Source organism: Leucobacter shiyiweii (assembly GCF_052446065.1).
Taxonomy (GTDB): domain Bacteria; phylum Actinomycetota; class Actinomycetes; order Actinomycetales; family Microbacteriaceae; genus Leucobacter.
In genome coordinates this window covers 413746-437051 of sequence record NZ_CM127080.1, presented here as the reverse complement: position 1 = coordinate 437051, position 23306 = coordinate 413746, and the positions used below count along the sequence as shown (strand labels likewise).

Sequence of the window (23306 nt, the reverse complement as noted above, 5' to 3'; positions counted from 1 at the left end):
CCCTTCCTAGTAGCGTTCGCCGATCCGCACGCGATACCCCGCGTCTCGAAGCGCGCTCACCACTTCTTGGCCATGCTCAGGCCCACGGGTCTCGATATGCAGCTCAAGTTCAACGTCACTGATTGGCAGCTCGGTCGCGTGGCGCGTGTGCACGACCTCGACGACGTTCGCGTTCTTACTCGCCACGATACTCGCCGTGCGCACAAGCTGACCCGGAACGTCAGGCAGCAGAATCCGCAGTTTCAGGTACCGCGACGATGCCGCGAGTCCGTGACCAATGACGCGCTGAAGCAGGAGCGGATCAATGTTCCCGCCCGAGAGTATCGTCGCGGTAGGCCCGGAGACCTGAACCCGGTTCATGAGCAGTGCGGCCACACCCGCCGCACCGGCGGGCTCGACCACGAGTTTCGTTCGTTCGAGCAGCATGACAATCGCACGTGCAATGTCGTCATCGCTCACCGTGACGATTTCGTCGACGTAACGCTGCACCATCTGGAAGGTCAGATCACCCGGCCTTGCCACGGCGATGCCGTCGGCAATCGTCGGGCTGGTCTGGACCGTCACAGGTTCGCCTGCCTCAAGCGAGGGTCCGAAGGAGGCGGCATTCTCAGCCTGCACTCCGACGACGCGAATGCTGCGCCCCTCGCGCTCGGCGATCAGCTTGGCCGCCGCTGCAACCCCCGAGATAAGCCCGCCGCCGCCGATTGGCACCACCAGGGTTTCGATGTCAGGCGCGGCTTCAAACATTTCAAGCGCCACTGTTCCCTGGCCCAGGATCACGGAGGGATGGTCAAACGGGGCAATGAACATGGCCCCGGTTTCAGCCACGAACTCGCGTGCAGCAGCGAGCGTGGCATCGAAGTTGGCGCCGATGAGTTGCACCTCGGCGCCGTATCGCCGAGTCGCCTGCAGCTTCGGAAGCGCCACGCCGAGCGGCATGAAGATGGTCGCCTGAATGCCTAGCTCGCGCGCAGCGAAAGCGACGCCCTGAGCGTGATTGCCCGCCGAAGCCGCGACAACCCCCCGCGCACGCTCCTCGGGGCTCAGCTGCCGCAGCCGGTTGTAGGCCCCGCGCAACTTGTACGCACCGGTGCGCTGGAGATTCTCGCACTTCAAATAGACCTTCGGCACCCCGAGAATCTCGGCGAGATAACGTGAAGATTCGAGCGGCGTGACCCGTGCCACGCGATGCACAATTCCAAGCGCATCTTCGAACTCCGACAGGGTCGGCTCCATGAACGACTCGGTCTCGGGCAAAACCACGGCCTGCTCGGTCATACTCTTCCTTCCTTGCGGGTGATCCGCGCGACGTTACGAGCCCGGTGTTTGACCTGCCGCGAACGTTTATCTTGGGTGAGAAAACTTGCCACCGGCGTGTCGTCCGGATCCCACCTTCGGGACATGAGTGTATTCACGATGGCGCTTGCTGAGGCGGCGAGTGGCACCGCAAAGAGCGCCCCGGGAATACCGGCGAGCAGCGCACCCCCTGAAACCGCCAGCACCACACCGAGCGGGTGTACCTTCACCGCGCTCCCCATAACCAGCGGTTGTAACACGTGCCCTTCGATCTGGTTCACGAGGATCACCACGCCAAGCATCAGCAGTGCGTTCACTGGGCCGTTATAGACGAGGGCAATGAACGCGGCAAGGAGGCCGGTGCTGATTGCGCCGAGGAACGGAATAAACGAGCCGAGAAAGACCAAGATCGCGATCGGGATCGGGAGCGGCACCCCAAGGATGAGCGCGCCTAGGCCGATACCCACCGCGTCGACGAAGGCGACAAAAATCTGCACTCGCACGTACTGACCGACTGAGGTCCACCCGGCGAGGCCAGCCGAGTGGACCGGTGCGTGAGCGCCACTCGGAAGGAACCCGAGCACCCAGAACCAGATTCGCTTGCCATCGAGGAGCAGGAAGATCAGCGAGAAGAGTGCCAGCAGTGAACCGGCGACGAGTTGGCCAGCCGTGGTCGTTACCGCGAGAGCACCGGTCCAGATTTCGTCCTGGTGGGTCTCAATAGTGTTGACCAGCTGGCCGATGAAGCCGTTGACCTGCTCGGCGGTAAGTCCGAACGGTGCCGACTCGATCCACTTGAGGAAATCATTCCACGCGACAGCGGATCGCCTGGCCACGTCGCCAAACCCGCCACGCAGTTGACTGACGATCAGCCACACGAGAGCGCCAACGGCGAGGAGGAACGCGAGCAGTGCTGCCCCCACTCCCGCCGAGCGCGGCAAACCACGCTTCACAAAGGCGTTCACGATGGGCTGCAACAGCGCGGTGAGAAGTATCGCCACCATCACCGGCACCACCAGCACGCGCACCTGCACGATCAGCCACAGTAAGGCTGCGATCGCGGCACCAATCAGAATGAGCCGCCACGACCACGCTGCGGCAACGCGCACCCCGAGTGGCAGCTCAGTCTCTGCGCTCACTGGTCGGCTCTGCTCTTCCACGGGTTCATCCTAGCGAGGGGCGCGCACCGTCACGGTTACCTCAGCTTTCCAAGCCACCCGCGCACCAGCGCTTCCTTCGCCCTGGTGAACGGTGGCATCACCGTCGGCCCGAGCGTATCGGGATGCAGCGGCTTTGAGAAGACGGCTTTCTCGTGACTGAACGTAAGAAACGACCGTTCCCCGTGGTAGGCACCGTGCCCGCTTGCACCGACCCCACCAAACGGCAGTTCGGGCGCGGTCAGGTGCAAAATTGGCGCATTGAAAGTGAGCGCTCCGGAACTGGTTTCGCGCTCCCAACGCGCACGCACCGTCCGGTCGTCGCTGAATACGTACGCGGCGAGCGGCTTGTCTCGGCCGGTCACAAAACTCAGCGCGTCGTCGAGGTCAGAAACCTGAACGAGCGGAAGGATCGGACCGAAAATCTCTTCGTTCATCACTGCCGAGTCGCGTGCCACCCCAGAGAGGACGGTGGGCTCGAGAAAGCGCTCGGCTGCATCGTGAGAGCCACCGACCGTAATCGTTCCCTCGGAAAGGTACCCCACGAGCCTCGAGAACTGTGCGTCGTTCACGATGCGCCCGTAATCGGGGTTGCCCTGTACCGCATTGCCATACAGCGAGTGGATCGCGTCACGCAGGTGCGGGGCGAGCCGGGCGAGCACCTCGCGCGTGCCCAACACGTAGTCGGGTGCGACGCATGTTTGCCCAGCGTTCAAGTACTTGGCCCACACGATCCGCTTCGCGGCATCCGCGGCCGACACCGTCTCGTCGATATAGACGGGCGATTTTCCTCCGAGTTCGAGGGTGATCGGGGTGAGGTGTTCTGCCGCCGCCCGCGCAACGATTCGGCCGACTCTGCCGTTGCCCGTGTAGAAGATGTGGTCGAAGCGCTCAGCGAGGAGTGCGGTGGTTTCAGGAACCCCACCCTCCACCACTGCCACCGCACGCCGGTCGAGATATCCAGGCACGAGTCTTGCGAGCGCGGCGCTCGTAGCGGGCGCAAGCTCGCTCGGCTTCACGATGGCCGCGTTGCCGGCGGCGAGCGCGCCGACGAGTGGCGACAGCGCGAGCATCAGCGGGTAGTTCCACGGGGCAATGATCAGCACCACGCCCAGGGGCTCCGCCACAATGCGGGCCGATGCCGGTTGGAGCGCGAGCGGAGCCGCGACGCGACGCGGCTTGATCCACTGTGCGAGGTGCGCGAGCGTATGGTCGATCTCACCCACCATGAATCCAATTTCGGTGAGCTGAGCCTCGACGCCGGATTTTCCGAGGTCTGCGTGCAGCGCGGACTCAAACTCACCCTCGTGACGGATGAGCATGCTCCGAAGCGCAAGAAGCTGCTTTCTGCGCCATGCTTCCGGTCTCGTCACACCCTGCCCGAAGGAGTGCCGCACTCCGGAGACTATGGTGGAGATCGCTGATTCGGTCGCGTACTGCTCGGACATGCTCACAACTTAGCCAGTCAGACTGTGAGGGCTCGGGAGAGTTCCACCGGTACACTCAGGGCGACATGTTTCACCGACAACACCCCCATCGGAGGACCCCATGAGCGCTGATTATGTGCCCGAAGCCGGAACGATCACCATGTTCTCGACGGAGTGGTGTGGATACTGCAAGCGACTCAAGAAGATGCTCGATTCTGAAGGAATCGGCTACACCGAGATCAACGTCGAAGAGGTACCCGGCACCGCAGAACTCGTCGAGGCAATCAACGGGGGCAACCGAACGGTGCCGACCGTCCTCTTTCCAGACGGTACCTCGGCCACGAATCCCTCACTCAACGAAGTGAAGCAGCGCCTCACTGCGTAACGAGGCGGGCCGGTGTGGCCCGCCTCGCCCGCTTGGCCTGTCTAGCCCGCTTCGCGCAAGCCAAGTTCGCCGCGCAGCACGTGCATGAGTGCGAGCATCTGCACCGATTCCGCTTCTTCGCGTCGCGCCTCGGCCCCGTCGAGCGCTCGCGCGGCAAGACCAGCCTTCGTGTCGATCAGTTCAGCAATTTTGGCGTCTATTGTCTGAGCCGCAACAATGCGCCACGCGGTGACCGGCTCCTCCTGACCGATGCGGTGCACGCGGTCAATCGCCTGAGTCTGCTCGGCGTCCGTCCAGCTCAGCTCCGCGAGCACCACGTCTGACGCCGCCTGCAGATTCACCCCGACACCTGCCGCTGTCAGGGAACAGACCGCTACGGCGACCTCGGGGTCGTTATTGAATGCGTCGATCTGCGTCTGCCGAAAGGTTGCCGTCTGATCGCCGCGGATCGAGATAGTTTTCAAGCCCCGCTCAGCAAGAGCAGCCTCCGCGCGATCCATCACATCGATGTGCTTCGCAAAGAAGACCACCTTTCCGACCGAGCGAGCGAGCTGCGCTGCGTAATCCGCGGCGAGGCCAGCCTTGGCCTGCCCAATCTGGCGCACCATGGTGAAGACGTTGATACCCGTCGCCTGTGCGGTGGAGTCCTCGAGCTCCTGGGCAGACGCCATCCGGATGATGGACTCATCGCTGAGATCGCGGCCCAGCTTGCCTGCTTTGATACGGGAGAACCGATCCATGAGCTTCGTGGCCAGCTGGCGCTCAGCCTCTCGAATACCACGACCGAGATCGTCGTCGAGTTCGACCGGCAGATCGACCACGCGCTTTGCCGGAAGATCTGCCGCAACATCTATCTTGCGGCGACGCACGATGCCGAGATCGATGACCGTCTGACGCGCCGCCGGGTAGAACGCAGAGTCGGCGGGCGTGAAACCGTTCGCCTCGAGCCGCGCCAACAGCTCTGGGCCGGGTTTCTCGGCATCCGTCCAGCCAAGGAACCGCCAGATTGCGCGGAAGTCATCGATGTCGTTGATCAGCGGGGTGCCGGTCAATGCGAGCAGCAGCGGGCGCCCGCCGGGTACTCGATCGCGGATGCGATCCGCCAGCGCGAGGACGTTGCGTGAGCGCTGCGACTGCACATTTTTGATCATGTGCGCCTCGTCGACCACCATGCCTTTGAAGCCGAACCGTGAAATCCAGCTGAGGTGCCGATCGAGGATGTCGTAGTTGACGACGAACACGTCGGCGAAGGCATCAATGTCTGCGCCGTCGCCGTGGATCACAGTCACCCGACGCTGCGGGGTCCAACGTTCCACTTCGCGCGCCCAGTTCATTTTCACGACGTTGGGTACGACCACGAGCAGAGGATAGGCATTGGCCACAGATGCGGCGATCACCGACTGGGCGGTCTTCCCGAGACCGGGCTCGTCGGCGAGAAGGAAGCTGCGATGCCCGTCGCGCACGCTCGCAAGGAATCTCGCTTGATGCGGCATGAGCTCAAGTCCCCGCGGTGCCAAGCGGTCGGGAACCGGTGCCTCGGGCAGGTCCATGCATGCGGAACCGCCGCCGCCCTGCTCAAATGACTTCAGCAAAGGCGAGAGAAGCTCCCAGTTCGCGAGTCGCACGACCGGCGTGGGCGTGCGCGTCCGCGAAAGATCCGGCGCGAGAAACGGCTGCGAGAGGAGACGCGAATCGATCCCGGGAGGTTCGACCTGCCGTTCGGCAAGCTCGGGCGGGACGTAGGTGGCAACGGGCTCCGGCTCGATGACCAGCTGTGGCAGCTCAATGCCAGCCTGCTCCATCATCTTCCGCTTCAGTGCGCGGGTCGCCTCGGTGATGGGCGCGGCCGGCTCAAGCATCGTGATGAGCGAGGTATCTCGCGCGGCGGTCTTCGCGAGAATGGAGGCGACACCGTCAAGTCGCTTGAGTGTCTCGGCACGCTCGGCATCGCTCAGACCCTCTTCGGTCTTCACTCGCGCGCGTTCCTCTCGCATGAGCAGCGCGATGACGTGGAACTTGGTGCGATTCGCCGGGGTAGCCTTCCCACGCTGGGCCGACGCTTCGACCTCGCGCACGGCGCGGGCGAGCAGCGGGATCAGCCCGGCGTTATTAGTGTGACGTTTGCGTGCGGGGCCCTTGCCTGAGCTTTTGGACTTTCCCGAACGCGTGGCAGTGGTGGATGCCATGGATCTCCTGATCAGCGAAAACGCACGCCCTCAGAGTGGAGGGATACGCGGCCACCCGAGGTTCTCGGCCTGATGACGTGCATTGCACGGCGGCGGGGGGAACTCACGCGGGTGAAACCAGTACCGATTCTAGCAGTCTGGAAGATCTGCCCGCTGACAACCTCCAAGAAAGGCAGGGCTGGGGTCAGACCGCGGCCAAGATTTCCCGTGTGGCACGCACGTCTTCTTCGATCTGAGCGACAAGCGCTTCTACACCGGAGTATGCGACCATTCCGCGCAGTCGCTCAATGAATTGCACTTCGATCTTCTTCCCGTACAGATCTCCGGAGAAATCAAGAAGAAAAGCTTCGACCCGAGGCGACCCCTCGGGGTCAAACGTCATGTTTACCCCAACGGAAACCGCTGCCGGGTGGCGAGCACCGTCCACGAGCGCCCAACCGGCGAACACCCCATCGATGGGCAACAGCCCCTCAACCTCACCGCCAAGATTTGCGGTCGGGAAGCCCAGCACGCGCCCACGCGCGTCTCCGTGCACGACCTCGCCACGCACCGTGACCGGCCGGCCCATCATACGCGAGGCACGAGCCACGTCGCCGGCCAGAATTGCCTCCCGCACGCGGGAAGACGACACTCGCCCGACCTGCTCGTCTTCGACTTCGTCGATGACCTCGACGGTGAAGCCCCACTGCTCGCCCATCCGCGCGAGCAGGCTGACGTCGCCCACACCTCGGTGCCCAAACCGGAAGTCGGGTCCGACACAGAGGTGCTTCACATTGAGGCGACGCACAAGAATTTCTGCCACGAAGTCTTCCGCCGAAACTGCGGAGAGTGCGGCGTCAAACGGCACCATCACACAGGCAGACACACCCGCGGCACCCAGCGCATCCAGTCGTTGCGCTCGACTCATAATCGGAGCCGGGCAGAGTTCGGGGCGGAGAAAACTCAACGGATTGTTCGCAAAGGTAAACACCAGTGGATCGAGCCCCCGCTGGGAGGCGGCCTCAGCCGTACGCGCGAGGAGTGCTCGATGACCTCGGTGCACTCCATCGAACTTTCCAATCGCCACCGAGCTGCCGTTGGCGAACTCGCCCGTCGGGATCTCTTCGACTGTCGTGAAAATCCGCATCAGTATCGACCCTCTGATTTGCCGGCAACCGCGCCCTGGCGCTCAGCGTTCTCGCGAGTGTCGCGGCGCAGCCAAATCATGCCGAGCACCGGCAGAACCAGCGGAATCCAGAAGTAGTTCATGCCGAAGAATGACCAAACCGAGTCGTGGGCGAACCACACTGGCATCGTGAAGCTGAGCACCCCAACGATGAGCACACCGGTGAATTCAAAGATCAGAGCGGCCCAGGCGACGGTGCGCCAGTGGCCCGTACGTCGCATCAGGGCAATCGTGGCGATAACGTAGACGACGCCTGAAGCGAGCGACAGGCTGTAGGCAACTGGCGCCTCATCGAACTTCGAAATGATCTGGTAGATCGCGCGCAGCGTCGCGGCCAGCGCGAGAATTAGGTAGACCGCAATGAGCACCCGACCAAGCGCGTCAGTGCGCGGCTGAGCTACTCGCTGAGCGTCGCTCACCTCGATGCGTTCGAAATTTGGCACAACCACTAGCTTACCGCCGCGTTCCTATCCCCAGATCACCAGCATCCGAAAGACCATGACCGCGACCGACAGCTGCATGACCGCGAGCACCAGATTCGCGGTGCGCTTTCGGTCGATGAGCGCCCAGATCCCCACCCCGAACGGCAGTGCCGTCGCGGTGATAAGGTACATCCAGAATTCCAGCGGATCGCCCACGGCAGGGTTGCCCGCGAGCGGGGCCACAATCGAAACAACGATTTGGGCAAGCAGCAGCACCCCTAGCAGCAAGGTGGCACCCAGTGTGTAGTCGTTCGGGCCAGTCTTGCGCAGGTACACCCAGAGGCTCACTAGCGCGCCCAGCACTCCCACCACGATCTGCGCGATTGCAAACCAAAGAATCACGCTTGGACCTCCGGCGGGAAGTTCGTGACGACTCTCGTTCGCCCTCGCTCCACCTTCACAAGCCCCACGAGCCTGCCGCTTTCGGCGATCGCAGCGGCGAGCGGCGTGTTCTCGCACTGCCCATGTGGCAACTCGAGTCTCTTACCATGCCCCAGGTCGATCTCTTGGTCAGGGGTCAGGCGCAGCACCGGAAAGAGTCTGGCGGCAACCTCTGCTGGGTCGAGCAGCGCTTCTCGCCCAATGCCCCCATCTGCGAGTGCCGTGTTTGAGACCGCATGATCCACGGTGAACGGCCCCACCTCGGTGCGCCGGAGGGCAGTGAGATGACCTCCGAGGCCGAGAGCGGAGCCCAGGTCGCGCGCCAACGCGCGCACGTAGGTACCCGAACTGCAGCGCACGGTGGCGTCGATGTCGAGCACATCGACCTCGCGACCCTCGTCGTTGTGCTGACGCTGCAGGCGGGGCTCACCAATCGAAAACTCGTGGATCGTCACCGGACGCTTCGTCAGCTCGACTTGCTCGCCGGCACGCACCCGATCGTACGCGCGCCTGCCGTCAACCTTGATTGCGCTCACCGCGCTTGGCTTTTGCTCGATTGCGCCAGTCAAATCTGCAATCGCTTCGCGCAGCCGTGCTGGGTCATTCGCGAGAGCCTCGACTCGTCCGGGCTCGGCGAATTCGACGGTATCGCCCTCCCGGTCGTCGGTGACCGTGGACTGACCAAGCCGGATGGTGGCGAGGTAGGTCTTGTCGAGTCCGACGAGATGAGTGAGGAGCCGAGTGGCTGTGCCCGCGCCCAGGACGAGGAGACCCGTCGCCATCGGATCGAGTGTGCCCGCGTGACCGACTTTTCTGGTGCCGAGGGCACGCCGTGCTTTGGCGACCACGTCGTGGCTCGTCCAGCCTTCGGCCTTATCGACGAGCAAGATGCCATGAGGTGTGTGTTCCATTCATCTCAGCCTAGTTCGTGTGGGCCTGGGATCTCGCGCTCACTACACTGGGCGCGTGAGCGAACGTGAGTTGGATCAGGGTGCCAAATCGTCTTCAGGACGTTTCTTGGGACTTGCCGCCGCACTTGGTGCGTGGTTCGCGCGCGACGCACGCCCTTTGCCCTGGCGAGACGCCAACGTAGCGCCATGGCATGTGCTCGTCTCCGAGTTCATGCTGCAGCAGACTCAGGTCGAACGCGTGCTGCCCCGGTATCTCACGTGGATCGAACGCTGGCCCGCACCATCCAGCCTTGCGGCCGACGCGCCAGGCGAGGCGGTCCGGGCATGGGACCGCCTTGGCTATCCGCGCCGCGCGTTGTGGCTCCACCAGGCCGCCAGCGAGATAGCCTCACAGCACGCGGACGCGGTGCCCCGCGATATCGACACACTCCTTGGCCTCACCGGTGTCGGACCCTACACCGCGCGCGCGGTCGCCGTGTTTGCGTATGGCGAGCGACACCCGGTTGTCGACACCAATACCCGGCGAGTGCTGGCTCGCGTCGTGCACGGTCGCGCTGCTGCGGGCATGCCCCGCGCCAGCGATCTCGACGACATGGCCGCACTCCTGCCAGAGGCGCCCACCGAGGCGCAGGTATTCAACGCCGCCGCGATGGAACTCGGCGCGGTCATCTGCACCGCTCGAGCCCCGCGCTGCGCCGAATGCCCGGTGGCTGCCTGGTGCGAGTGGCGCGGGGCCGGAAACCCCGACAATGCGCCAGAACGACGCCCCCGGCAGGCGGCATTCGTCGGGAGTGACCGTCAGGTTCGGGGGCGGATCATGGCGCTGCTGCGCAGCGCCTCCCTGCCGGTGACGCGGCATGACGCGCTGGCCGCGGCGCAGGTGGGCCCCGTTCGCGACCCGCTGCAGGGCGAGCGAGCGCTCGACTCCCTGATTAGCGACGGACTACTGGTCGAATTCGACAGGCAACTGCGGCTGCCTTAGTCCCGCTCTTCGTCTTCCTCGAGATCTTCCTCGTCGAGACCGTCCTCATCTTCATCTTCAAAGTCGTCGTCGACCTCGTCGAGAGCTTCGAGCGCTTCCTCTTCGAAATCTTCGATCTCCGCACTATCTTCGCCAGACTCGCTGTCCGAGCCTTCCTCTGCCTCGACGTCACGGGGCTTCTGATACGGGTCCGGATCACCCGCATACTTCGCGGTTGCTGCGAGAGCTTTCGCTTCATCGTCACGTCGCCGGGCCTCAGCCAGCAGCTCGCTCAGGTGTTCTGCGCTCTCAGGCAACTCATCGTGAATGAACTCCAGTGTGGGAGTCAGCCGCGTGCCGAGTTGCTTTCCCACCTCGGTGCGCAGCATCCCAGTGGCCGCCTTCAACGCGGCGGCCGAGTCTGCTTGCTCTTCGTCCGAGCCATACACGGTGTAGAAAACACTCGCGTGCTGCAGGTCTCCTGTCACACGCACGTCCGTAATTGTCACGAAGCCCATTCGGGGGTCGCGAAGCCCCTTCTCGAGCCTGCGCGCGATGATCTGCTGGATCCGCTCTGAAACCTTGCCTGCCCTGGGGTTACTCATGTCTTCAGACTATCGCGCTTCCCCGTCTCAGGAGATGAACACGGACACCGACAGGATCGACACCGAGCGTCCACTCGCCGGGCAATATCCCTCTAGTAGAGTCTAAACTTGCACACTCTACAAGATTGGATTTTCCGCAATGACCACAGCTCCGGCTACTCCAACTAACCTCTACGGCAATCCCGGCCCGGGCGAGCCCTACGACGGCGCCACAGCCCCCAGCGTTCTCAACCGCCCGCTCTACGGAGCAACATTCGGGCAGGCAATCTCACGATTCTTCAAGAACTACGCGACGTTTTCCGGACGCGCCTCGCGCAGCGAATACTGGTTGGTCACCCTCTTCATGCTCATCCTCTCGGCAGTTTTTGGCGTGCTCATCGGCATAACCACCGCCACTGCAGGTCTGACCGAAGAAGGCAATGCCGAGCTGCCAGGCACCGCGATCGCGCTTATCGTCGCATTCGGCGTGTTCGGGCTCGCGACTATCGTGCCGTCGATCGCGTTACAGTGGCGTCGACTCCACGACGTCAACCTTGCTGGTCCGTTCTATTTCCTGGCGCTTATTCCGTCAGTCGGCGGGCTCATTCTGTTCATACTGTCGCTTCTGCCACCGAAGCCTGAGGGGCGACGCTTCGACAAGTAATTCCGCGCAGTCGAAAACGACGCAGGGGGTGGGTCCGAACCGGACCCACCCCCTGCGTCGTTTGTCACTCAGAAGCGCTACGCGCGCGGCTTCTCCACCATCTCGGTGGTCTCGATCTCATCGCCGATCTGAATGTCGTTGAACTTGCCCAGGCCGATGCCGCACTCGAAGTCAGTCCTGACCTCGGTGACGTCGTCCTTGAAGCGACGCAGCGACTCAATGGCCAGACCATCGGCAATTACCACGCCCTCGCGAATCACGCGCGCCTTCGCGTTGCGCGTGATGGTGCCGCTGCGAACAATGACACCAGCGATGTTGCCGATCTTGGAGGAACGGAACACCTCGCGGATCTCGGCCACACCCGAACGAATCTCTTCGTATTCGGGCTTGAGCATGCCCGTGAGGGACTGCTCAATGTCGTCGATCGCGTTGTAGATGACGTTGTAGAAGCGGATATCGATGCCCTCGCGCGCTGCACGCTCGCGGGCCTTGACATCGGGGCGCACATTGAAGCCGATCACGATCGCGTTGTCGATCGTTGCCAGGTCAACGTCACTCTCGGTGATCGCACCCACACCGCGGTGCAAGATGCGCAACTGTACCGAATCGTCGACCTCAATCTTCATGAGCGACTCTTCCAGCGCCTCAACGGCACCAGACACGTCACCCTTGATGATGAGGTTGAGGGACTCGACCTTGCCATCTTCCAGCGCCTTGGTGAAGTCCTCGAGGCTGATGCGCTTGCGCGCCTTCGCCAAGAGAGCGTTACGCTCGGCGGCTTCACGCTTCTCAGCGATCTGACGGGCCGTGCGATCCTCACCGACAACGATGAAGTTATCGCCAGCGCGAGGCACGCTCGACAGGCCCTGCACGAGGACCGGACGCGAGGGCAACGCCTCGGCAACCGCATCGCCATTCTCATCGAGCATGGCGCGCACGCGACCATAGGCTGTTCCAGCCACGATGGCATCACCCACGCGCAGGGTACCCGACTGAATGAGCACGGTAGCAACGGCTCCGCGCCCCTTGTCGAGTTTCGCCTCAATGGCGACGCCGCGAGCGTGCTTGTCGGGATTCGCGCGCAGGTCGAGCCCCGCGTCTGCGGTCAACAGCACCGCGTCGAGCAACTCGGTAATACCGATCTCGCTCTTCGCCGAAACATCGACGAACATGACGTCGCCGCCGTACTCCTCAGCAACGAGACCAAATTCGGTCAGCTGCTGACGCACCTTCTGCGGGTTGGCGTCTTCCTTATCGATCTTGTTCACCGCGACCACAATCGGCACGTTCGCCGCCTGTGCGTGGTTCAAGGCTTCGATGGTCTGCGGCATGATGCCGTCGTCAGCCGCGACCACGAGGATTGCGATGTCGGTGACCTGTGCGCCACGGGCACGCATGGCGGTGAACGCCTCGTGACCCGGTGTATCAATGAACGTCAGTGCGCGTTCCACACCATCATGCTCGGTATGAACCTGGTAGGCACCAATGTGCTGGGTAATGCCGCCAGCCTCGCCGCCGCCCACGTTCGCCTTGCGGATCGCGTCGAGCAAGCGAGTCTTACCGTGATCGACGTGACCCATAACGGTGACCACTGGAGGACGGACAACGAGTACATCGTCACCCTCTTCCTCAAGCTCGCTATCGATATCGATATCGAAGCCCTCAAGCAGCTCGCGGTCTTCATCTTCGGGCGAGACGACCTGGATGCGGTACCCCAGTTCCTCGCCGAGAACCTGGAAGGTTGCCTCATCGAGTGACTCGGTCGCCGTTGCCATCTCACCCAGGTGGAACAGCACAGTGACGAGATTCGAGGCACTGGTGCCAATCTTGTCGGCGAAGTCGCTGAGCGACGCGCCACGGCGCAGACGAACCGGAGTAGACCCGTCACCGCGAGGTACGCTTACGCCGCCAAGCGACGGGGCTTCCCGCAGTTCGAATTCTGCCCGTTTCGCCCGCTTCGACTTCCGTGCCTTGTTCTTGGAGCCTCCGCGACCGAACGCGCCTGCGGTGCCAGCACCGCGGCCACCACGGCCACGACCTGCGAACCCACCAGCGGGCGGACGGGGCGGACCGAAGCCGCTGCCCGCGCCGGGAGCTGCGCCGCCGGCGCCACCACCTGGCCGGCCACCGCCGGGACGCCCACCAGCGCCACCCGGACGACCTGGGCCACCGGGACGCGCGCCAGCTGCACCGGGAGCGGGGCGGGGGGTCGGACGCGGGATGTTACCCGGGTTGGGGCCCTTGCGGCCCATGCCTTGTGCGGGCGCGAAGGGGTTGTTCCCCGGCCGCGGCGGACGCGGAATACCCATGCCCTGGCTCGTTGCGAAGGGATTATTACCCGGACGCGGTCCGCCCGGCTTCGGGCCAGGCTTCGAGGCAGAGGGCTTCGCAGCTGCAGGTTTGGCGGCTGCAGGTTTCGCGGAATCACTCGCGGAGCTTTCTGCCTGCGGAGCACTGGGTGCGTCGGCCGCTTCAACTGGCGCTGCGGGCTTCTCTGGAGCGCTCGGCTGAGCCGGAGCAGGCTCTTCAACTGCCGCCTTGGGGGCCGCGGGAGTCGGGGGCTTCGGTCCGGGCTTCGCCACCGAGGGGCGGGAGCCGGGCCGCGGCGCGCTCGTCGCGGGCTTCGCCGCGCCGGCAGCCTCGTCGGCCTTTGGTGCCGCAACACCCTCTGCTTCAAGGGCCGCCTTCACCTTGCGCGCTACTGGCGGCGCAACGGCTGACGAACTCGCTTTAACGAATTCGCCCATATCTTTCAGCTTGGCCAGAACGACCTTACTATCTACACCGAGCTCTGCAGCTATCTCGTGTACGCGTGGGTTTGCCACTTTTCTCCTGTCTGGGTTCACGCCCCAGACAGGCGAGAACCATAATTATCGGACGGGCCTCATTGTGAGCCGCTCATTAGTTGTCCATGAGTGTTTCTAGCCTGTTCTCTAAGGGGCCAGCATCAGGTTTCCCTGATGCCTTCAATGCACGCACGAAGGCTCCGCGCGACACCGCTAGTTCAAGACACTGCGAAGTGGGATGTACCCAAGCTCCGCGGCCAGGAAGCACCGCACGATCATCGAAGTTCAATCGACCATCGCGCAACACGACCCGGAACAACTCGCCGCGAGACGCCTTTCGGCGGCACGCAACGCACGTTCGAACCGGAATCATCGTACCAGCTTCCTCTGTGATCACATTCCGGGCGTGTTGCTTGGGGTCCGGACTCAATCATTCATGATGCAACGCGGTGTCGTTGCCGCCGATCGCGCAGGAATGCTACACATTCCTTCTCAAGCGATCGACGCCGGCTGAATGTCGGAACTCCGGACATCCTCCGTCGCGCTGGTAAGCGCTCCGCAGGATGCGCGAAGATCGACATCCAACTCAATCATTCATGATTGAGTCCGGCTGAATGTCGATCTTCGCGCCCGTCAGCTTGGCGGCGAGGCGAGCATTCTGACCTTCCTTGCCGATGGCCAGGGAAAGCTGAAAGTCCGGCACCAGCGCGCGCACCTGCTTCAACGACTCATTCAGCATAAAGACGTCGGTGACCTTGGATGGCGACAGCGCGTTCGCGACGAAGGTCGGCAGGTCGGGTGAGTAGTCAACGATGTCGATCTTCTCCTCCCCCAACTCGCTCATGACGGCGCGCACGCGCCGACCCATCTCACCGATGCACGTGCCCTTAGCGTTGATGCCCTGCTGGTGCGCACGCACCGCCACCTTCGTGCGGTGCCCGGCCTCGCGAGCGAGCGCAACGATCTCGACGATGCCCGCAGCGAGCTCAGGCACCTCCAGCTCAAAGAGCCTGCGGACCAGTCCAGGGTGCGTTCGCGAGACCGTCACCTGCGGGCCCTTCAGACCCTTAGACACACTGGTGACGTACACGCGAAGGCGGGTGCCGTGACTGTAATCCTCTCCCGGAACCTGCTCCTCGGGCGGCAAGATCGCTTCGAGCTCGCCCAGGTCGACGTGCACCATGCGAGGATTCGGGCCCTGTTGGACCACGCCTGAGAGGATATGTCCTTCTTTGTCTTTGAACTGACCGAGCACTGCGTCATCGGTGAGATCGCGCAGGCGCTGATTGATGACCTGTTTCGCAGCGTTCGCGCCGATCCGCCCAAATTCCTCGGTCGGAACGACTGCCTCGCCAATCACCTGACCGGCGTCGTCTAGCTCGGGAACAAATACGGAGATCTCGCCGCTCTTGCGGTCGAGGGTCACGCGCACTTCGTCGTCTTTAGGCTCGGGCTGCCCGAGACCGACGATGTGCTTGATGTAGGCCGAGTGGATCGCCTGTTCAATAATCTCCGCGAGTTCCTCAAAGGGGATCTCTTTTTCGCGCTCAAGCCCACGAAGCATGGCGAGGTCGATTTTCACAGTGGCCTCCGTATTATTCAGCTGTCAGGTTCCGCCCGAGCGGATCAGTCCTCCAGAATACCCCAGCCGAGAGCGAGCTGCACCGGAATAGCCCGTCCGGCCTCGATGACGAACCCTCGACCGGGCGGAAAATCCCCGCGTCGCACCCGTCCCTGAACGTGACGGAACGGAGTTCCGCTGTCAGACTCGTCGGGTTGCAGCGAGATCCCCCACCTGGCCTGCTTCAACACACCCAAGAGTTCCCACACCCCTGCCGCCGCTCCCAACTCGAACTCCACCACGAGTAGAGCATCAGCTCGACGACAGGCTTGAGCGAGTGACACGAGCGCTGAAAGGGCCTCGGTGCCTTCCGCAGAGGTAGCCCGCTCGACCGCGATGACAGTGTGCGATGTGCGCGTCTCAGCGGGTTCGCTCGCGGATCTCCCTCCCAGTTCCTCGGCCAGCACACGCGCAAGCGTGGCGACCTCCTCTGGTCCGATGGCCACATGGTCCCATGATTCGGCAAGTAGTCGAGAGCTTGCATCGAGGCTTAGCAGGATCCGCCTCATCCGTTCTCCACCCGCGAGCGCGCGCCGACGGAGGGCATTCACGCAGGTGTGTAGCGCGGTGGTGAGGCCCGAGCCGGGCGGCCCCGACACCACCGCCAGCCCGGTCGAGGGAATCCCTACGGGGGTGAAATTCTGCGACTCGATTCCTATCACCGCTCGATTCGCCACCTCCATCGGTAATGAATGGAGAGGAACCTGTTCTGGCGTGTTGTACAGCCGGGTCGCCCGCCTTACGTCGTGACTCCTGAGCGAGGCCGCCAGTGACTCAATTGCCTGGGCCTGACCACCCAGATCCTGACGCCCATTCAGTAGCGCAATCTGCACCTCCACCATGCTGCTAGCAAGCACCACCCGGCCTGCCGGTGCATCGGTGAGCACTTCTGCGGGCACCCCGAGATGCGCATAATCAAACGCCCCCGCCAGTCGGAAGACGAGATGCTCCTGCACGCTGGCGGCGAGGGCTGAAGGAAGTGCAGTTGGCCGATCCGCTGACACCACCACGTGCACCCCCAGCGAGCGGCCGGAATGCATGATCTCTGCCAGCTGCGATAGGCGCGAATCTCGCGCACCCAGTTCCTCACTCGTCGCACGGAAGGCCGAGAACCCGTCGATCATCAGCACAATGCGCGGTTCCGCTGCGCCACCGATCGTCTCGCGAAACGAGGAGAGGCTGTTCGCGCGCGCCTCGGCAAATTTCACACCTCTCTCGGCCACAATCCCCGAGACGTGCCGGAGGATTCGATCCACAAGTTCAGCGTCAGAAAGTGACGCAACAGCCCCGACCGTGGGGAGCGCACGAAGCGCCTCGAGTGCGCCCCCCGCGGCGTCAATCGCATAGACGTGCGCCGGGCCCTGGGCCGACAGTTCGGCAAGCGTCGCGGCAATCGTGAGAAGCGCAGAGCTCTTCCCGGTACCGCTTGCCCCGACGAGCGCGACATTGCCCAGCCGTTCGAGGTTCAGCAGGAAGGCGCTGTGCCGCTGCTGCTGCGGCAGATCCGCTACCCCGATCGCTGGTGAATCTCCCCTTCCGGAGGCATCCTCGTTCGTCAGAACAGTCGGCAGGGCCGCCCGGTCAATTATCTTGGCCAGCGGATCTAACCAGGGCCTGCGAGGAGGATCGATGCGCGCGGTAATCGCGGCCTCCGCGATTCCCTCAAGCAGAAGAACGATGTCTCGTGTCTGGTCGCGGGCAGGTTTGGAACGCACAGGTTCGGGGGGAAGCGGCCAGGGTTCTGCCCGAAAGAACCCGAGCGGATGAATTTCAATGCCTGGATCGTTCGTCTGCGCGGAGTGGCCTCCGAGATACCCGCTCTGGAAGTGCTCGATTCGTCCGGACCCGACTCGATAGGCGCCGCGACCGGGGTGGGCCGGATCAAACGAAGCTGCATCGGACACCCCGATCACGTCACTGCTGTCTGCGGCATCCGCCATACGAAGCGCGATGCGGAGATTCGTGTTGGCACGCAGATTCTCGGTGATGACACCCGCCGGGCGTTGCGTCGCAAGGATGAGATGCAGTCCGAGCGAGCGGCCGCGCTGAGCGATGTCGACCACACCCTCGACGAATTCTGGAACATCCTTCACGAGCGTCGCAAACTCATCGACCACGATCAGCAGCGCGGGTGGTGTCGCCGGGTCAGATTGCCGCTCGAGCGTGAGCAGGTCTTTCGCGCCCCGGCTGGCCAAGAGCTCTTCTCGGCGACGGAGCTCTGCCCGCAGTGAGGCGAGAGCCCGGCGCGCGAGGTGCGGATCAAGATCGGTCACGAGCCCAACCGTGTGCGGCAGCCTCGCGCACTCAGCGAAGGCCGCTCCTCCTTTGTAGTCGACGAGGAGAAAAGACACGCAGTCGGGGCTAACACGTGCGGCGAGCGACATGATCCAGGTCTGCAGAAACTCCGACTTGCCCGATCCGGTGGTGCCTCCCACGAGCGCGTGCGGCCCCTGCGCCCGAAGGTCGAGCTCGATAGGCCCGTCGATTCCCTGCCCGATGACTGCGGAGATGCGGATCGGTTCCCGCCGCTCCCCTGCCAGCCAGTCCCCCTTGAGTGACCCGGAAGCCCGCCAGGAGGCAAGGATTGGCGCGTCGCCGCCGAGGAGGTTCGCGGGATGCACCTCACGCAGCGCGAGCGTTGGGGGAAGGTCGCTCTCATCGAGCGGTCGGATGGCCGTGTCGACGACCGGGGCGAGCGACCGGGCAAGCGCGCGCGCCCTGGGTTCATCAAGAAACTCAAGTCTGCTCAGCCGGATGCTCTCGCCGCTGCGGGTGATCTGCACCTGCGCCTCACCACGATCGATGTCAATGAGGGTGCGACAGGCCGCGGGAACCTCGGCACTGCGTGCAGTCACCCACAGCAGGTGAATGCCCACATCCGGCCCCGCTTCGGCGAGTGCGATCAGCCGCGCTGGGTCGATCTCACCCGTGTCGAGCACCACCACGAGGATGGCGGGGGTGACAGGTAGCTCGGTAACAGTCGCAGATGGGTCGCTCGATCCGCCGGGATCCAGATGGGATCGCACGGTCGGGCGGGACAGTCTGCCTGCCGCTCGACTCGCACGTACGGCTTCGAGATCGGCGAGAAGTGCCGAGGCGGTAGGTTCGTCGCCCGCGAGCGACCAGGCGCGCAGCGGGCCGGCGGGCGGATCCACATGGGGCAGCCAGCTCAACCAGCCCCAGTCGCTCGAGCCACCTACCAGCTGCCGAGGGCCCGCGAAACAGGCCAACACCATTTCTGCCGGGGAGTGCAAGCCGACGAGTTGGAGCACTAACGAACGAGCGCACCCCTCCGCCCACATCTGTTCACCGGCTATGCCGATCGAGCCGCTGCGCTCAAGTCGCTCAAGCACCGGGACTGGGCCCACTGCTTCGAAGTCCGATGCCAACCGCTGCAGAATTGACCAGTGTTCGGGCCGAGACTGTCCACGTTCGGGCATGACTATCTTCGTGCGGCTACGCATCGCTCCCTCCCCCAGTCGTAGCTCGAGAAAGGCGCGGTGTTCGGGGCGTCGCGCCCACAGCAGCGGTCCTCTTGCCTCAATGGCAGCCGCGATCTCGGTGATGCCTGGCGACTCCGACGCGCGCGCCGCGATTTCTCGATCGCGGAGGTTCAAGAGGGCGGTGCGTTCCGCGCGCACAGCAGCGTCGAAGATACCGCCATCTCGCCGGAAAGCGCGGCGGCCCGTCACCCTGCCGTCAAGCCACGAACCGATCATCATGAGCGGCGTGAACGCGATCATCACTAGACTGATCGCCGATCCCGTCACTGTGTACATAACGACGCCGAGCATCGCCGGGGCAAGCATCGCGAGCATTGGCAGCCGGCCGGGCGGTGTGGGTACGGGTGGCGTGGGGAGGACGCGCTCAGTCGCCGGGAACCTGGGCGCAAGCAGCGGCGCCCGGGTGTGGGGATGCACCGACGCAGGCGTCTCACAGACTGGCGGAGCGGGGACTCCGGTAAGGCGCACCCGCAGCCGCACGGTGCCGACTGTCACCTCAGCATCGTTTGCCCCGGAACCATCGAGCACCGTCGCTTCTGACGCTGAGACCTCCACCTCCGCCCCTTCCACAGCGGTTCCGTTCACCGACCCCAGGTCGCGTAGGAGCGCTCGTTCACCGACCTCGAGGGAGGCGTGGCAGCGCGAGACGCTGGCTTCCTCGAGGAGAATACGGCTGCGCGGATCACGCCCCATGGAATTCAGGCCGGCTACCAAGCTGTACTTCGTGCCACGCTGTGGCCCATCACAAACCTCGACGGTGCCGACCGCGGGGATAAGCCGCGGGGTACTGCTCTCCGGACCGTCCTCGCGCGCCGCGCGAATGATCCAGCCCGACTGCAGCCCGCTGCGTGCGATAGGTGACGCCGGGTCGAGCATGACCCACGAGGCACGCCCTTCCGAACGACCGAGCACAGTCACCGGGGCGGCTCTCGTAGCCGCGATCCGTTCGAGTTCGCTGTCGTCCGTCAGCCCCGAGCGAATCAGTGCCCGCGCGACCTCTGCAACAGTCGCGGTGATGTCACACGAAAGAATGATCTCTCGGGTCACACCGCTACTGGAACATGTGGCGAGTCTGAACTGCATGCGCCGTCACCCCAGCCCGTTGCTCGGCGAACACGCGGAAGTTACTTGCGGGACGATCTCATTACCGGTCGGGCAGAGAGTTTCCGGGGCGCCGACGAGCTCGCCATGGTGAGTGAGCCCACCGGGCAGTCGATGCACGGCACCGAGACTCGCCGCGGCCGTGCCCACGAGTGACTGGGTTCCCCGGTCGAGGTATCCGTGACCGAGCGATGCGTTGCTGCCCAGCGAACCTCGAGCACCGGTTCCGATGACCGAGTGGCCATCGGTCGAGCGCATGGATCCGAAACCGTCCGACCCGAAGACGTACGCACCTGGAATGTGAATCTGACCCAGGCTCACCGCCTGAGGGTTCGGTTGGGCCCGGTCGGAGAGGGCCGCACCAAACGGCGCCAGCTGGTCGCCTGCAGCGAGTGTGGTGAAGACCCCGGGAGCTCCTGGCCGACTTGGCACGACATTGAGGTCCATGAACGACTTGACCACCGCGTGATCTAGGCCTGCGGAACCCAACATGGTGAACGACTGCACGGGATGCCTCGTTTCGGTCAGGGCGTTTGCCGCCACAGGGGTGCCGTACGAGTGCGCGACCACGGCGTGAATAGGCAGGGGCACCCCGTGTCCCCGGGTGGCCGCGGCACCGTCGAGTTCGGCGGCAAGTCTGCGGGCCCCGACCCGAGCCGACTGCGCTGAGAGCACCGACAGTAGGTTGGGTGTGTCGTACGAGAGAAAAGCGACCACCGCAGGTGCACGCTCAGAATCGCCTTGCGCTCTACCGCCTCGGATCGCTGGCTTCAACAGGCGTTGCTGTGCGCCGTGAAGGTTGCGGCTTGCGTGGTGCCAGGTGCCGAGCGCCAGGTGGGCATCGCTGAGCATGCCGGGTACCTCCCAGGTCAGGCTCGTCGATTCGTCGAGGGGACCGTAGCCAACTGCCACCATCGGCACGTTCCCGTTGAGGTTCAGCGCGACGAGGGTCGCGGGCGGGTCTTCGGTATCGTCATGCAACACGGCGGTGAGCTCCCTGAGAAGCTCAACGCAATCGGGGCTCAGCGCGTCGTGATGGAGCACGTAGTACTCGAGGAGACGACGGTTGGCCTGGTCTCGCACCGAGAATGGCAGGCCAGGCAGGTTGCCGACCACCCAGGGCACCTCCGATACGAGCTGCTGCTGTTCCGCCGGACTGAGCGCGTCCCAGCTCTCCGCAACTCCGACGGGATCGGGAGGGTTTTGCCATATCCCGGCTCCCGTTCGAGCGCCGATGAGTTTCGTGAGCGACGCATGCTCCGTTGACCGAGTCACGGGTGGACGCGTGCTGCCCCACAGCTCCCCAGAGACTCCATACGCGACAGCGCTTCGGCGCGCAGCGGTGCTCCCTTGGCCGACCGCGATAAGTTGCCCGAGCGCGGTGCTGCTCAGTGCAGACATAAGCGTGGCTTCCGCGGCCTGGCGATCCTCGCACAGCCGCCGCCACTCCCCAGCGTCCGCCACGATGAACTCCACCGCTCCCCGCCACCTTGAAACTGCGGCTGCCCAGAGAGGCTCGTACCTCGCGCGCATGGCGAGCACCTCGACAGAATTGCCGTCGGCACCCATGTGACTCATGGCGCCTTGGGCTGTGAGGCCGTGAGTGGGATCGGGCATCACCGGGGGCGGACCCGCCCGCCATTCGAAGTCAACACGCACCCCGAGAACCCCGCAGATTTCCTCAATCGTGCCGTGCTGGCCGCGAATCACTGCCAGTGAGTCTTCCACCCGCCCGCGCACCTGTCGGGCTGCGGAGTGGATCCTGTCGACCTCCGCCGCGTACCGCTCGAACGCGCTTCGTGCCGTGCTCAGCGTCTGCGTCAGGGCGAGCGCCCCGACGGTCAGCCGCTGCGAGACAACTAGAGCGATCTCTTCCACGCCCTCGCTCTGTGTTCGACCGAGCGTGTGCTGCGCCTGCTGCAGCGACCCGCGATACTGCGCAACTCCTGCCTCCGTCTTCCCGAGATAGCGCGCCACCGCCGACGGCTCGTCCGAACAGCCGAGAATCGGCGAGTCGTCTGGCAACACCGCGTCGGCCGAGGCGGGAATGATGCTCACGTTTTCGGCTGCCTCACCTGCGGCACCGCGTACCCATCTCCCAGTTCCGCCGCGAGCATCGCGTCCAGCTCAGTGCTCGTTTGCATGATCCCAGCGACCGCGCGCGCGGCGCTCGCCGCCGCGTCTGAGAGCGCCGCACTGGCCGTACTGACCCCCTCCAAGAACCAGCGCGCTCGTTCACCAATCCCATTCACGGAGGGGAGCTCAATGTGCGGCGGAGAGATGCCGCCATCGATGACGGCCTTCGCGGCGTGCGCGAGCAGCGAACCCGCCAACAGCAGACTGGGGTTATCAATTTCTAATCGGTCGCGCATGCGAGATCCCTGGCACTGAACTCAACTGATGCGAGCAGCGAGCTGCGCATCCATCTCACGAATCGCCCCCGCCGCCTGAGTCAGGAACGCCTGAATCTCACTGAGCTTCTCCGCGACGATTGACGCGCCGGCCGTGTACTCGCTATACATCGAGTGAAACCGCACCGACGCCTGATCGGTAACAAACCCGGTCGACACGAGTTGGGTGATCTGAGACTCAAGAAGGCGAAGCCTCGAGATGATCTCGTCTCGCCCCTGGGCGAGCTGCCCGGCTACCTGTTCGATTTCGCCGTACGTCACTCGAATGTTCGACATGCGCTTCCG

19 protein-coding genes are annotated in these 23306 nt (G+C 63.9%); 3 read left to right on the top strand and 16 right to left on the bottom strand.

The window, feature by feature from the left end:
- Window positions 1–6: 6 nt before the first annotated feature.
- From ilvA to ACTNFJ_RS02065, 3 genes are read right to left on the bottom strand one after another with little or no spacing between them, the layout of a single operon-like run.
- Complete coding sequence (ilvA, locus tag ACTNFJ_RS02075; protein ID WP_435907304.1) at window positions 7–1278, bottom strand: threonine ammonia-lyase; 1272 nt, start codon at window positions 1276–1278, stop codon at window positions 7–9.
- Window positions 1275–2456 carry an AI-2E family transporter gene (locus ACTNFJ_RS02070; protein WP_435907303.1) on the bottom strand — a complete coding sequence of 394 codons (1182 nt, stop codon included), beginning with the start codon at window positions 2454–2456 and terminating at the stop codon, window positions 1275–1277. Before ACTNFJ_RS02070 ends, ilvA begins: the two co-directional genes overlap by 4 nt.
- 35 nt (window positions 2457–2491) lie before the next feature.
- Entirely contained in the window at window positions 2492–3901 is a 1410-nt protein-coding gene (locus ACTNFJ_RS02065; protein ID WP_435907302.1) for an aldehyde dehydrogenase family protein, read from the bottom strand.
- 100 nt (window positions 3902–4001) lie between these two features.
- Here ACTNFJ_RS02065 and ACTNFJ_RS02060 point away from each other — a divergent pair, with 100 nt between their 5' ends.
- On the top strand, window positions 4002–4265 hold the full coding sequence (locus ACTNFJ_RS02060) for a mycoredoxin (protein WP_435907301.1): 264 nt from the start codon (window positions 4002–4004) through the stop codon (window positions 4263–4265).
- 41 nt (window positions 4266–4306) lie between these two features.
- Here the strand turns inward: ACTNFJ_RS02060 and ACTNFJ_RS02055 are convergent, their stop codons facing one another.
- From ACTNFJ_RS02055 to truB, 5 genes are all read right to left on the bottom strand, one after another.
- A complete protein-coding gene (locus ACTNFJ_RS02055) occupies window positions 4307–6451 on the bottom strand; it encodes a DEAD/DEAH box helicase (protein WP_435907300.1) in 2145 nt (714 codons plus the stop codon).
- A gap of 184 nt (window positions 6452–6635) precedes the next feature.
- Window positions 6636–7577 (bottom strand): bifunctional riboflavin kinase/FAD synthetase, encoded by a 942-nt coding sequence (locus tag ACTNFJ_RS02050; RefSeq protein ID WP_435907299.1) that lies wholly within the window; start codon window positions 7575–7577, stop codon window positions 6636–6638.
- A complete protein-coding gene (locus ACTNFJ_RS02045) occupies window positions 7577–8059 on the bottom strand; it encodes a hypothetical protein (protein WP_435907298.1) in 483 nt (160 codons plus the stop codon). The genes ACTNFJ_RS02050 and ACTNFJ_RS02045 overlap by 1 nt, the downstream gene beginning before the upstream one ends.
- Window positions 8060–8083: 24 nt before the next feature.
- Window positions 8084–8440 (bottom strand): hypothetical protein, encoded by a 357-nt coding sequence (locus ACTNFJ_RS02040; protein ID WP_435907297.1) that lies wholly within the window; start codon window positions 8438–8440, stop codon window positions 8084–8086.
- Window positions 8437–9390: a tRNA pseudouridine(55) synthase TruB gene (gene truB / locus ACTNFJ_RS02035; protein WP_435907296.1), complete on the bottom strand. Its 954-nt coding sequence runs from the start codon at window positions 9388–9390 to the stop codon at window positions 8437–8439. Before truB ends, ACTNFJ_RS02040 begins: the two co-directional genes overlap by 4 nt.
- A 55-nt stretch (window positions 9391–9445) precedes the next feature.
- Between truB and ACTNFJ_RS02030 the strand changes: the two genes are divergently transcribed.
- Entirely contained in the window at window positions 9446–10372 is a 927-nt protein-coding gene (locus ACTNFJ_RS02030) for an iron-sulfur binding domain-containing protein (RefSeq protein WP_435907295.1), read from the top strand.
- Here the strand turns inward: ACTNFJ_RS02030 and rbfA are convergent.
- The gene (rbfA, locus tag ACTNFJ_RS02025) at window positions 10369–10956 is read right to left on the bottom strand and encodes a 30S ribosome-binding factor RbfA (protein WP_435907294.1); all 588 of its coding nucleotides are present in this window, start codon (window positions 10954–10956) and stop codon (window positions 10369–10371) included. The two genes, ACTNFJ_RS02030 and rbfA, sit on opposite strands and share 4 nt — an antisense overlap.
- A 139-nt stretch (window positions 10957–11095) precedes the next feature.
- Between rbfA and ACTNFJ_RS02020 the strand changes: the two genes are divergently transcribed.
- Entirely contained in the window at window positions 11096–11599 is a 504-nt protein-coding gene (locus tag ACTNFJ_RS02020) for a DUF805 domain-containing protein (RefSeq protein WP_435907293.1), read from the top strand.
- A gap of 77 nt (window positions 11600–11676) precedes the next feature.
- On the opposite strand, the gene infB is transcribed toward ACTNFJ_RS02020, so the two are convergent.
- From infB to ACTNFJ_RS01985, 7 genes are all read right to left on the bottom strand, one after another.
- Window positions 11677–14424: a translation initiation factor IF-2 gene (infB, locus tag ACTNFJ_RS02015; RefSeq protein WP_435907292.1), complete on the bottom strand. Its 2748-nt coding sequence runs from the start codon at window positions 14422–14424 to the stop codon at window positions 11677–11679.
- 76 nt (window positions 14425–14500) lie between these two features.
- Window positions 14501–14758 carry a YlxR family protein gene (locus ACTNFJ_RS02010; RefSeq protein ID WP_435907291.1) on the bottom strand — a complete coding sequence of 86 codons (258 nt, stop codon included), beginning with the start codon at window positions 14756–14758 and terminating at the stop codon, window positions 14501–14503.
- 213 nt (window positions 14759–14971) lie between these two features.
- Window positions 14972–15967, bottom strand: a complete 996-nt coding sequence (gene nusA, locus ACTNFJ_RS02005) for a transcription termination factor NusA (protein WP_435907290.1) — start codon at window positions 15965–15967, stop codon at window positions 14972–14974.
- Between the two features lie 44 nt (window positions 15968–16011).
- Window positions 16012–20556 (bottom strand): type VII secretion EssC family protein, encoded by a 4545-nt coding sequence (locus tag ACTNFJ_RS02000; protein WP_435907289.1) that lies wholly within the window; start codon window positions 20554–20556, stop codon window positions 16012–16014.
- A gap of 42 nt (window positions 20557–20598) precedes the next feature.
- A complete protein-coding gene (locus tag ACTNFJ_RS01995; RefSeq protein ID WP_435907288.1) occupies window positions 20599–22668 on the bottom strand; it encodes an alpha/beta hydrolase in 2070 nt (689 codons plus the stop codon).
- On the bottom strand, window positions 22665–22982 hold the full coding sequence (locus tag ACTNFJ_RS01990) for a hypothetical protein (protein ID WP_435907287.1): 318 nt from the start codon (window positions 22980–22982) through the stop codon (window positions 22665–22667). Before ACTNFJ_RS01990 ends, ACTNFJ_RS01995 begins: the two co-directional genes overlap by 4 nt.
- 21 nt (window positions 22983–23003) lie before the next feature.
- On the bottom strand, window positions 23004–23297 hold the full coding sequence (locus tag ACTNFJ_RS01985; protein ID WP_435907286.1) for a WXG100 family type VII secretion target: 294 nt from the start codon (window positions 23295–23297) through the stop codon (window positions 23004–23006).
- Between the last annotated feature and the right edge of the window lie 9 nt (window positions 23298–23306).